General features: G+C 63.0%; 9 protein-coding genes and 1 tRNA gene. 3 read left to right on the plus strand and 7 right to left on the minus strand.

The window, feature by feature from the left end; all coding sequences use genetic code 11:
- Positions 1-72: 72 nt before the first annotated feature.
- Positions 73-1,188: a cytochrome c oxidase subunit II gene (gene coxB / locus HOP59_RS11930; protein ID WP_010628707.1), complete on the minus strand. Its 1,116-nt coding sequence runs from the start codon at positions 1,186-1,188 to the stop codon at positions 73-75.
- 184 nt (positions 1,189-1,372) lie between these two features.
- Positions 1,373-1,546, minus strand: coding sequence for a DUF2970 domain-containing protein (locus HOP59_RS11935; RefSeq protein ID WP_234254085.1), 174 nt, complete (start codon positions 1,544-1,546; stop codon positions 1,373-1,375).
- Positions 1,547-1,788: 242 nt separating this feature from the next.
- Here HOP59_RS11935 and HOP59_RS11940 point away from each other — a divergent pair, with 242 nt between their 5' ends.
- Positions 1,789-2,148 (plus strand): hypothetical protein, encoded by a 360-nt coding sequence (locus HOP59_RS11940; RefSeq protein WP_010628709.1) that lies wholly within the window; start codon positions 1,789-1,791, stop codon positions 2,146-2,148.
- A 5-nt stretch (positions 2,149-2,153) separates the two neighbouring features.
- Here the strand turns inward: HOP59_RS11940 and HOP59_RS11945 are convergent, their stop codons facing one another.
- On the minus strand, positions 2,154-3,782 hold the full coding sequence (locus tag HOP59_RS11945; RefSeq protein WP_010628710.1) for a BCCT family transporter: 1,629 nt from the start codon (positions 3,780-3,782) through the stop codon (positions 2,154-2,156).
- Positions 3,783-4,006: 224 nt separating this feature from the next.
- Here HOP59_RS11945 and HOP59_RS11950 point away from each other — a divergent pair.
- Both HOP59_RS11950 and HOP59_RS11955 read left to right on the plus strand, forming a co-directional pair.
- Positions 4,007-4,083: transfer RNA gene (locus HOP59_RS11950), tRNA-Pro, on the plus strand.
- Positions 4,084-4,251: 168 nt separating this feature from the next.
- Positions 4,252-4,755, plus strand: coding sequence for a CAP domain-containing protein (locus HOP59_RS11955; protein ID WP_010628711.1), 504 nt, complete (start codon positions 4,252-4,254; stop codon positions 4,753-4,755).
- Between the two features lie 454 nt (positions 4,756-5,209).
- Here the strand turns inward: HOP59_RS11955 and HOP59_RS11960 are convergent, their stop codons facing one another.
- From HOP59_RS11960 to HOP59_RS11975, 4 genes are read right to left on the minus strand one after another with little or no spacing between them, the layout of a single operon-like run.
- Positions 5,210-5,968 carry an efflux RND transporter periplasmic adaptor subunit gene (locus tag HOP59_RS11960; RefSeq protein ID WP_010628712.1) on the minus strand — a complete coding sequence of 253 codons (759 nt, stop codon included), beginning with the start codon at positions 5,966-5,968 and terminating at the stop codon, positions 5,210-5,212.
- Positions 5,969-6,018: 50 nt separating this feature from the next.
- Positions 6,019-7,959, minus strand: a complete 1,941-nt coding sequence (locus tag HOP59_RS11965; protein ID WP_010628713.1) for a preprotein translocase subunit SecA — start codon at positions 7,957-7,959, stop codon at positions 6,019-6,021.
- Positions 7,960-7,969: 10 nt separating this feature from the next.
- The gene (locus tag HOP59_RS11970) at positions 7,970-10,129 is read right to left on the minus strand and encodes a biotin/lipoyl-binding protein (RefSeq protein WP_010628714.1); all 2,160 of its coding nucleotides are present in this window, start codon (positions 10,127-10,129) and stop codon (positions 7,970-7,972) included.
- 3 nt (positions 10,130-10,132) lie between these two features.
- Positions 10,133-12,031, minus strand: coding sequence for a GAF domain-containing protein (locus HOP59_RS11975; protein WP_234254086.1), 1,899 nt, complete (start codon positions 12,029-12,031; stop codon positions 10,133-10,135).

Genomic DNA, 12,031 nt, shown 5'->3' on the forward strand with positions numbered 1-12,031 from the left:
AATCTCATTGTCTTGTTTTGTCGCAGCTTGTCAGGGGTCCCTCACGCCGCCGTGGCGACGTGAGGGCGACGATCATTGCAGCCGCTCGGCGATTTCGGCCGGCTGTACCGCATCGCCGGACTCGTTGCCCCAGGCGTTACGGGTATAGGTGATCACCGCTGCCAGCTCGACCGGATTGAGCGTAGTGCGGAACGACGGCATGGCAGTCCCGGATACGCCATTGATGATGACGTCCTTGTGCCACTCCACGTCCGCAAGCATCCGCTCGTTGCCGGCCAGTGCGGGGAACGCCGGCGGCGACCCTTGGCCTTCAGGCTGGTGACAGGAAGCACAGATGCTGCCGTAGACGCCCTCGCCCCGCTCCATCAGCTCATCGAACTCCCACTCGCGGTCGATGCCCATGGCCTCTTCCGCCGCCATCTCCTGGCGCTCGGCCAGCCAGGCGTCGAACTCGTCCTCTTCCACCGCGCGCACCACGATCGGCATGAAGGCGTGATCGACCCCGCACAGCTCGGCGCACTGCCCACGATAGATACCCGGCTCGTTGATGCGTACCCAGTTCTCGGTGATGAAGCCCGGCACCGTATCCTGTTTCACGGCAAAATCGGGAACCCACCAGGCGTGGATGACGTCGTCGGAAGTAAAGAGGAAACGAACCTTGCGATTGATCGGCAGGACCAGCGGCTCGTCGACCTCGAGCAGGTAGTGCTCACCGCGCTCCTCGTCGCCGCGAATCTGCGCCCTCGGGGTGGCGAGATTGGAGTTGAAGGCGACGTCTTCACCGAGATATTCGTAGCGCCAGCGCCACTGCTGACCGGTGACCATGACGTCCAGCTCGGCCCCGGAAGGATCGTAGATTTTCTGGAGAGTGGCGGTCGCCGGTATGGCCATGCCGATGAGAATCAGCAGTGGGATGCCCGTCCAGATGATCTCGACCGTCGTATTCTCGTGAAAATTGGCAGACTTTGCGCCTTTGGAATGACGATAGCGAAACAGGGAGTAGAACATGACCCCGAATACGATCACGCCGATGACCACACAGATCCAGAAGATCGTCATGTGAAGGTTGTAGATTTCTCTACTGAGGTCAGTGACCCCAACCGGCATGTTCCAGCCGCTAGCCAGAGCCATCTGGCTCGAGCCAACAAGGGTCAAGCCCCCTGCCAGCCAGACGAGCAGAGTGCGCATCGACGCCTCCCGAGTTTGTAGTTGTGTCGATAACGGCGCCCCACGAGTCAGGGTACGGGGGTTCTCATCCCAGAGAACATTAGCCGCTTCTTCTAGCCGAGTATATGGAGACAAGTTTAGAAAGTCACTCGCCTAACCTTCACCTTATGGCTAACGCAGCAGTCAACGCTGGGCCCTGCTACGCTCAGCGCGCAACCCAGATCGCCACCAGGGCCAGCACACCCACCAGCAGCAGTCCCATGACGATTCCAGTCACGATGAAGGCCATTGGACTGCCACGCTCGAAATCCTCACGCCGCTGCCTATCGCGCTGAACGCCGAAGAACGCTGCCAGCACCGATTTTATGACACTCCACATCGCCTTCCCCCTCTATAGACCGGCAGGATAGACCGGCTGGCTTCAGAGCATGACACAACCACCCCATTGCCGGTAAGCCACTGGCTTGCAAGCCCGTATCGGAGTGCCGAGTTCGATATCACGAAATCGCATACCGCAATGCAGCAAAAAAAGCATGGGAGAGCCACCTTTGCTGGACTACACTCGAATGCAAGCGTTCTACCCTGTCCCAATCGCCCATTCGACATATCACGGAGATCGCCATGGCCAGCCCCACCCCCGGTCGCCCCGCGCCCAACCCCGCCCTCGATGCCTCCCTGCCACTGATGGAATGGTGGTCGCAGCAATGGATCCAGGGAGTTACCCCGATGACGCGCCTTCAACTGGCATGGATGGAAAGCGTATCTGACATGATGCTTCAAGAAGCGAAATTCCTCGCCGCGCTTTCCGAAGCAGGACAACAGCTCGGACACTGCTATGACACCCACGGCGCCGACCCCGAAAAGATGAAGGCATGCTATGAGGAAATAGCGCGCGAGGTTGCCGACCAGCATATGCGGCGCCTCAAGCAAGTCGCCGCCATGCCCCAGGAATTCCGGCGCAGGATCTGGGAAGAGATCTGATTGGCTCAATGCAGCTTGTGAGTCTCATCGTCGGAGACGGGGCTCGGCTGTGTCCCGGCATCCTCGAGATCGGCCCACGGCTCCCGCGGCGCTTCCACGCGCTCGCCGGTACGTGCTGCATAACGCTCACGGTGCAGTGCCTTGAGCAGCCCGGCGACCATCAGCATGACCACTACCGAGAATGGCAGTGCCGCCATGATCACGGCGGCCTGTAGCGTTTCCAGTCCACCTGCCATCAGCAATACCGCCGTCAACAGCCCCAGCAGGCCACCCCATAGCAGCCTGTGAGCAGTGGGCGGCTCGGGGTCGCCACCCGCCAGAATCGTATTGATGACCAACGTGCCCGCATTGGCCGAGGTGATCAGATACGTCGCTATCAACAGCACCAGCATAGCGGAGAAGCCCCGCCCCAGCAGCCCGAGTTCCATGGCCTCGATGGTGGCAAAGACTGCCGTGGCAATATTGGAGTCGACGGCTGCCACGATGCCGCCGTTGCCGAACAGCTCATGATACAGCGCCGTCCCGCCGAAAAGCCCAATCCATACGATGGTGATCACGGTGGGCACCAACAACACGCCCATGACGAATTCGCGAAAGGTTCGACCACGCGATACACGGGCGATGAACATTCCCACGAACGGCGACCAGGCCAGCCACCAGCCCCAGAAAAATACCGTCCATTCCGACTGCCAAGCATCGCCTCGGGTGGCATTGGTATGGAACGTCATACCCATCAGGTTCTGGATATAGTCCCCGGCCGATTCGATGGTGATCGCCACCAGATACTGGGTGGGGCCGAACAGCAGCAGAAAGAGGACGGCAGCGATGCTCAGCCAGAAGTTGGCCTCGGAGAGCAAACGTACGCCACGCTTCACTCCGGAGACGACCGAAAGGGTGGCAATGGTCATGATCACGGCAGTAACAACCAGCTGCAGCAGCAGCGACGACTGCAGGCCGAAAACTGCCTCGAGCCCGGCATTCATCTGCTGTACGCCGAGCCCTAGCGTCGTGGCGATACCAAACACGGTACCGAAAACGGCCAGCACATCCACGACATCTCCCAGGACACCTTCGGTACGCCTGCCCAGCAGCGGAGTCAGAGCGGAGCGAATCGTCAGCGGCAGGTTCCAGCGGTAGGAAAAGTAAGCCAGCACCAGCGCCACGAAGGAGAAGATCGCCCAACCGTTCAACCCCCAGTGAAAATAGGTCAGACGCATGGCAACCCGGGCGGCATCAGGGCTCATGCCCTGCTCGATGAAAGGATTGTCCTGGAACTGCAGGATCGGCTGGGCCACCGACCAGAACAGAATGCCCACCCCGGTACCGGCCGCGAACAACATCGCCACCCAAGAGAAAAAGCTGAACTCGGGCTGCTCGAAATCACCGCCCAGACGCACGTTCTTGTATCGGCCCATGCCCAGCCACACCATGAACAAGAGTAGGAAGGCGACCAGAAGAACGTAGTACCACTCCAGGAAGGGATCGAGCACGCCTCGAGCCAATGCCAGCCCTTGGCCTAGACGCTCGGTATAGAAGGTTCCATAGAAAAGGGAAACCGTCACCACCACGAAAGTCACCAGGGTGACCCTCGGGTTCATGCCCTTGAGTAGTCCACGCTGCGCCTGCCGTTGCATCTCCCCTCCCCTGCCAAGATGCCGTGCCGTCACCATCATAAGGCAGCGAAGCGGTCACATCACGCCAGCGACCGTATTGCCATGAGCCAAGCCGGCCAAAGGCAAGCATCTGAAAGGAAAGTACAAAAGAGGCTTTTCATTTCCCCCCGAACGCGCTAGTATACGCCTCGTTCTCGGGGGCATGACCACGGTCGAGCCTGCGTCAGTTTCCGAGAAAAATCAGTCGGAGCGTGGCGCAGCTTGGTAGCGCGCTGCAATGGGGTTGCAGAGGTCGCAGGTTCGAATCCTGTCGCTCCGACCATCTGATTCGAAAAAACCGCCACTAACGGGTCATGCCGAGTGGCGGTTTTTCGTCGCTGGTAAAATTCTCGCAAAACTCTCGTAAAGCACCTCTCCTAAAGTACCTCCTCGCAATGCAGTCCTCACCTGGCTAGAGTGCAAGGGAATCCCCCGGACCAAAGGAAGGTCGATGCTACGTTCTTGTACCCTCTTTTCGTTTGCACTGTTGAGCCTGGTGGCTCATGCCGATACCGCCTCGGCGGAATGCGAGCTCAGCGCCGATCAACGCGAGATGCTCGAGCGGGTCAACGATGCACGCAGCGAAGGCCGTCAATGCGGCGATGAGGAGTTCTCTGCCGCAGATCCGCTAGAGTGGAACTGCCACCTGGCCGAGGCCGCACTCGACCACTCGCGAAACATGGCTGAAGAGGAATTCTTTGACCACACCGGCCCCGACGATCGAGGCGTCACCGCTCGGGTGAGCGATACAGGCTATGTGTGGCAGGCTGTGGGCGAAAACATTGCCGCCGGTCAGGCAGAGGTCGAGCGTGTCATGCAAGGATGGCTGGAAAGCCCCGGGCACTGTGCGAACATCATGAGTGGCGACTTCAGCGAAATGGGGGCGGCTTCCCATGCAGCGGAAGGTTCCCGCTATTCGCCCTTCTGGACACAGGTGTTTGCCCATCCGAGATGATGGCATCCCGCCTATGGAGGAAGAATAAGGAAGTGAAAAGATAAGGAAGCAAAAAGAGAATAGAGGCTAGAACAGTACAGTTACGGGAGTTGAATGTCGTCGGGACCCTCCCTGGCCCTTGGGTGCAACGGGTAACGCTGGTTCAGTGAATGTACGCGACGAGAGCATCGTTCGCCGCTTGCTGGGCCAAGGCATGGGAAACCCAGTGGTTCAGGACTTCGCACACATCGGCTTCCACACGCTGCTGTGTTGGCATGAGGTTTCTCCTTTGTGACAACGAGAAACATCATGCCGCAGGTTTGTCGACATTTCATCAGGCTTACGAAACTTTGCCCTCAAGATGCAGCATTCAATCTGAGGCTGCCATAAAACGCGCGTTTGCATTCGAATGGTGAGTGGAAATGGCTTCCATGAACTTTTTGGCGCGTAAAACCGCCGCAGCCTGGAGCAGAGCTCAATCGAGAGCCCCAAGTCGGCAGTTGATGCCTGCCGGTATCACCCCTTGCGGGTTCTCCAGCATCAAACCAATGGCAAAGGTCCCGCTCGAGGCATCGATCACGCTATCCACCCGCTGCACACGAGCCGACGCCGTTTCCTCTACTGGCGCAAGCAGCTCTATCTCCAGGTTGTCTCCCACGGCTATCGCGCCGAAAGCAGTCAATGGCAAGACCGCCTCGATGCGCAGTGGGTCGAGCTGAACCAGCTCGAGCACCGGCGTGGCGTCGATGTACTCCCCCTCCTCGGCCACACGCTGCGTGATCAAGCCCGCGAACGGGGCCCGATGCGTCATCTGCTCCAGCCGGGCGTTGGCCAGGTTGACCTGCATGCGGGCAAGGCGCATTTCCGTGTCGATCTCGTCGCGCTCGCTGTCGCTGAGCATACCGCGCTCGATCATGCGCTGGTTGCGCTGTACCCGCCGTTCGGCATAGTCGGCACGGGCACGCTCCAGCGCCACGCTGGCCAGCTCTACGTCACGCTTTAGCGTGAATAGCGTGTCCCCCGCAGCAACCCGATCGCCCGGCTCGACCTGGATGGTTTCGATCACACCCGGTACCTGGCTCGACAGAAACGCCTGCCTGCCCGGCTCGACCAGACAGCTAAGCTCGCCGAACCAGGAGTCGCCAAGCTCCTGTCCCTGCGCCTGAAGAGCGACGCTCCCCATGCCCGCCAGGCACAGCGGTAGCGTGATGCTGCGAAGAAAGCGCTGACTCATAGGTTCCCCACTCCACCGTCCGCTGACGGCTATTCGGTTGTCGGTCACAATCATTCGGACTTGCCACTGAAACCCAACTGTTCGTCCTCGCGCCAGTCGGCCTCCAACAGCCGCGCGCGTTCTCTGGCGTGGCGCGCCTCACGCCGTCGCTGAGCACGCTTCAAGCGTGTCGGCAGTTGCCCCATACGACGCTGCCACTCCGTCAGCTCATCGAGCAGAGCCTCTTCTTCACATACCACCAGTTCCACACTGCCCGGGTCGCCCTGACGCGCGCAGCGACCGGCAATCTGCCGATCCACCCGCGAGGCATCGTGGTGGCCGGCAACGATGACATGCAGCCCACCTGCTCTCTTGACCTCTTCCTCCAGCGAAATGTCGGTGCCCCGCCCCGCCATGCTGGTAGCCACCGTCACAGCACCACGACGGCCAGCGCGGGCAACCGTATCGGCTTCTTCGGCATCCTGACGCGCGTTGAGCATGGCATGTTCGATACCGGCCTCGGCGAGCCGCTGCGACAGCGCTTCGGAGTCGGCCAGGTTGACCGTGGTCACCAGCACAGCTCTCCCCTGGCCGGCGATTTCCTGGACGCGGGTGGCAATCCACTGCCACTTGTCGGCCTGCCGTGCGAGGGATATCGTCGGCCAGTGCTGGCGTTTGCTGGGCCGGTGCGGGGGTATCGCCACCACCCGCAGACGATAGGTACGCCAGAGCTCTCCGCGCACCTCTCGCGCCGTGCCGGTCATGCCGGAAAGATGGTGGTAGCGGCGGAAGAAGCGCTGGTAGGTAAGCCGCGCCAGCGTCACGTTGGGATCACTCGGCTCGCAGCCTTCGAGTCGCTCGATCATCTGCTGCAGGCCCTTCTCCCAGCTGCGGTCTGCCATGACCCGGCCGGTGTGCTCGTCGATGATCTGCACCTTGCCATCACGCACCAGATAATGGTGGTCACGCTGGAAATGGTGGCGCGCCACCAGCGCCTGTTGAACCAGCCACTCTCGCCGTGAACGCCCTACCCAGCCACCGCCGCCCAAGGCCTGCGCCCGTTCGGTCAGCCGCTCCCGGCCACGCTCGGTCAGATGGATCTGCCCGCTCTCCCGCACGAAATGCGTATCCTCCTCGAACTCAGCGGCAAGGGCCAGCGCCTGATCGAGCAGCGCGATATCGAGCGCGTCCTTGCCTGCCGGCCCCGAGAGAATCAGCGGCGTTCGCGCCTCGTCGAGCATCACGCTGTCGGCCTCGTCGACGATGGCGAAATGCAGACCCCGCAGCAGCAGGCGTTCGTCTTGCAGCTCACCGACCAGCCGCGCCGCATGGGCCTGAAGCGGATGGCGATGACGACCCAGCAGCTGAGTGTCGCGCAGGTAGTCGAAAACCAGCTCCTTGTTGGTGCAATAGACCACATCGGCAGCGTAGGCGGCTCGCCTCTCGTGTGGCGGCATCTCATGCACCACCGCTGCCACGCTCAGGCCCAGCGCACGGTAGACCGGGGTCATCAGCTCCGCGTCGCGAGCGGCCAGGTAGTCGTTGACGGTGATCACATGTACCGGAATTCCGGCCAAGGCAGCCGTTGCCGCCGGCAGTGTCGCCGTCAGGGTCTTACCCTCGCCGGTATGCATTTCGGCGATTCTTCCCCCCAGCATGGCCAGCCCGCCCAACAGCTGTACGTCATGATGCGCCATGCCCAGCTCCCGCCGGGAGACCTCCCGCACCAGAGCGAAGGCATGCCGAGCCAGCCGTGGCGTCACGCCCTGGCGTGCAAGCGCAAGCCGCAAGCCATCGCGCTCCTCGGCCAGCACCTGTACATCGAGTGATGCCAGGCGGGCGGCATGCCGATGTATGCCCGGCAGCTGCGAGCGCAGCCCAAGCCTGCGTATCGCCGCCGGCCGATGCAGCTTCGACCTCAACCAGTGCCAGGGACGCTCCAGGCTCCCCGGCGGCAGCAGGGTTCGCTCCGGACGCGTCAGTACGTCGCCGGGCAGCTTCAGCAAAGGCATGTCAGACGGCTCATAGCTCGAAAAGCCTCAGGAACGAGCGGCGCAGGTCACGCCACAGCCGGTAGCCCAGCGGCTCCGGAGCATGCTCGATACGTACGTGAACCCGCCCCCCCAGATGTAACGAGCCCCCCTCCTGCAGCAATTCTCCCGCCGCAAAGTCGGCCAGATAATGTCGCCGAAACGCCCTGGGTGAACCATCGTCGGTCGTCGCACTGGGATCGACCGCCACGTGTCCGCCGCCCTGTACGCTCAGTACCGGGCTGGGTATTGCATGATCGGAACTGGGCGATACCCACAGCAGGCTGCCGGCAGCATCCCACTCATGGCCCGGCAACCGCAGCTGGACCCGACGCGTATCGTCGCGCACACGCTCTACCACATGAGCCGGCAGCAAGGTGCGAATGCGCAGATCCTCCGGACGCACCACCGACGCAACGGCCGTGCCACGATGCAGATAGCTACCCAGGCGGGGAACCCCCTCCGGCATCAGCATCAGGCCAGTATGGGGGCTGATCACCACGGTGGCAGCAGCACGCTGGCGTGCATCGTCGAGCTGACGCTCCACCGGCACCAGGGTCTCGCGCAGGATGGCAGCCGCCTGGGCATCGCGCACGTTGGCGACGAGCTCCTGCTGGATCTCGCGGATTCGCGCCTCGAGCAGGCGCACCTCCACGCCCAGCTCCGGAGCGGCAATGCGCATCAACGGATCGCCAGCCGTCACCTCCTGGCCATCCTCCACCCACAGCTCGGCGAGCTCGCCGCTGACGCCAACGCGCACCTGGGCCGGCTCGCGACTATCCACCACGCCATGCACATGGGTAGCGTAGGGCAGCGGAACCAGAAACAGCAGCAGCGTCACTGCCATGAGGCCGCCAAAGAGCCAGCCCCAGGCGCGGCCACGCGAGCCTTGCAATGAATCGTCCACGGTCATGGCCTTGAGCATCTTGAACAGAGGCAGCAATAGCGTCATGGTCACCGACCAAAGGGCGAGAATGACGCCAACGAACAGATATTTGGTGGCCACGAACACGGCGATGGCCACCATGATCATCAAGCGATAGGCGAACGACGCCAGGGCATAGCTCACCAGCCAGCACGCCTCGCGCCGGGATCGCGCCTGACTGGTCACGTCGCGCCGGCCCAGCAGGTAGCGCTTCACCGCGTAGGTCAGCTGCTGATTGGCGCGATTGAAGAGATTGGGAATCTCCAGGTAATCCGCCAGCACGTAATAGGCATCGAAGCGCAGCAATGGGTTGCCGTTGAACAGCAGCGTCGACACACCCGCGATCAGCATCACGTTGAACGCCACTGCCCGCAGCAGGCCCGGTTCGGCCGCCGCCCATACCAGCATCGCCAGCGATGCCAGAAACAGCTCGACCATGATGCCGGCCGCCCCCACCAGCATGCGGCGCGACTTGTCGGGGCAGGCAGCCGCGGCACTGGCGTCCACGTATGGCACCGGAAAGAACACCAGCAGCATCACGCCGACCTCATGTACCTCGCCCCCGGCATCCTTGGTCGCCCAGGCGTGGCCCAACTCATGGAGCGCCTTGATCAGCGGATAGATGAGCGCCAGCATCAGCAAGTTGCCGATACCGAACACCCGATCGGCCAGGTTGTCGGTAAGCGACTGCCAGTGCACCCCCGCCACTACCAGCGCCAGTAGCAGCGTTGCCAGCCACAGCACCCCACCCAGTGGGCTGATGAAAGGCCTGACCAGCGGGTAGCTGGCAGCAATGAAGCGCTCAGGATCGAGCAGCGGGATGCGAATGCCCAGAGGAGAGCGCACCAGCTGTAGCCACTTGCCCCGCTTCTGCTTCGTCTGGCGTCGGGAGAGCTCGTCGATATCGATGTCGCCGTAGCCCGAAAGCACGTTGGCCCCGTGCAGCCTTCCGATCAAGGCGATCAGCTCCTGCTGGGTCGGCATGGCATCGCCCAGCGAGGCACTCACCTGATCCCATATCTCACTCAGAGTGCGCTTGCCATCCAGCCGACCGACGATCTGATACGCCTCCGGCGTGAAGCGGTGCACCTGTCCGGTGAGGGTATCGTGCAGCACGTACCACGGCTCGCCGCGATATTCGTGGCGATGCAGGCTGGCATGATGACGCAGCCGCAAGCGCAGGTCGGCCACTCGATGCCAATGCTGGCTGAACAGCGGGCCGGCCACGCCTCAGCCCCACCAACGCCATAGCGTCAGGCGCAGCCAGTCCACCAGCTCCCGCGTCCAGATGACGATCAGCTTGTTCTCGCCGGTCTCTATCCTGGCCACGCCCTGCAGCCCCGGACGCAACTCGCGTCGCGCAGCGCCATCGATGCTCTCGGCATCGCGCACCAGGCTTGCCTCGACGACGAAGCGAGTGCTGCCATCACTGCTGCGGGTCTGCGGTGTGAGCCGTTCGATGACGAAAGGCAACCGTTCGCCGGTCATCGCCGCCAGCACCAGTTCGCCCCGCTGCCCCACCCTGACGTCATCGATGCGGCGCTCCGGCACCTCCAGTTCGAGACGGAAGTCGTCCAGCGGCGAAACCCGGAACAGCTCCTCCCCCTGCTCCACGGCACCTCCCAGTCGCTGGGTGAGATCGCCGCTGACCACCACGCCGGCAAATGGCGCCAACAGCGTGGCCCGTTCCAGCCGAGAATCCACCAGAGCCAGCCTTGCCTGGGCCTGATCGCGCTGCGCCGCCAATACGTTCATGCCGGCACGGTCGCCCCGTGCCCGCATCTCCTGCTCCTGGCGCTCGAACTTGGCCAGCTCGCTCTGCCACTGCAGGCGTTCTAGCAACAGGTCTCGGGTCTCCATGTCGGCCAGGGGTTGGCCGGCCTCGACCCTATCGCCGGGCCGCACCAGAGCCGCATCGATATAGCCACGAAACGGCGCCGTCATCACTCGCTGCTCACGGCTCTCGAGGATCGCATCGGCGGCGATGCGCTCCTCTCCTGTCGCCAGCCAGGAGAAGGCCAATAACCCTGCCAGCACCAATCCGGTCAGCTTGTAGCCCAGGAACCCCGGGCCGAACAGCCGCCCCAACTGCTCCGACGTAGCCACCGCCATCTTCAGCGGCAGCGGTCTGTCGTTGCGCCGCTTCTCTTCGAGGGCCCGGGCGCAGAGTGCCAGCAAACTCTCAAGCGCCGCTACCTCTTCGGCATCGAAAGGCATGTCGCGCTCCAGGGTAACGGCGCCGAGGGGCTCCGCTCCATCCAGCAACGGCAAGCTGACCACCGCTGCCAGCCCCGTCATGCCGCCCAGCGCCGCCTGGGCGCGCACCACACGGTGCTCCCACCCCGGCCCGGCGGGAGCCGGCCACACTGCGCTGATGCGCTGGTCCAACGCCTCGTCCATGGCAGTTTCCGTGGCGCGGATGCGATTCATCTTGCGATTGAACTGAGCGCTGTGAGAGATCTGCTCGACTCGCGTACGAGAACCGCGCCGCCAACCCAGGCTGACCCGCTCCGCTTCGAAGTGGCTGGCCAGGCGCGAGACGAGCTGCATGGCAGCGGAGGAAAAACGCGGTTCGGCGAGCACTGCCGCCAGCAGAGAAAGGTGCTGGGAAAGCCGGTCCTGGAGCTGTCGCCCGCTGCGATACGAGCGCTGCAACACGTCGCGCTCGAGAGTCGCGACTCCATCCTCGAGCCGCTGCATCAGCGGCAACAGGGCTGTCTGCACGGCGCTATCTCGGCCCCGCAGAGCCTCGGGCAACATGACCCGCAAGGCCACTGCTCCCAGCAAGGCCCCCTTTCCCGGCAGGGCACCCTCGGCCTCGTCGCTGGCCAGGTCTCGCACCGGATAACCGATGCCCAGGCTGTCTTCGCCAAGCTGGCTCACCAGCCCCCGCCCTGCGTCCCGCACCTCTTCACTGAGCGAAAGCAGTGCAGCGCCATCCGCCTGACCGGGCCACAGCGCAACGGGCTGCCACTGCTCACCCTGACGCCAGAGCACCACACCCTGGGTCACACCGGCCCCTTCCGGGCGCGGCGCCTGCTCACAGTGCCGCGCGAGCCAGCCTTGAACGCCCTGGACCTGCTGTTGCCAGGCCGCAATGGCCTGGGTCCCGCTATCGCCTAGCTGCAT

It is taken from the genome of Billgrantia aerodenitrificans (genome assembly GCF_021404405.1).
Classification (GTDB): domain Bacteria; phylum Pseudomonadota; class Gammaproteobacteria; order Pseudomonadales; family Halomonadaceae; genus Halomonas; species Halomonas aerodenitrificans.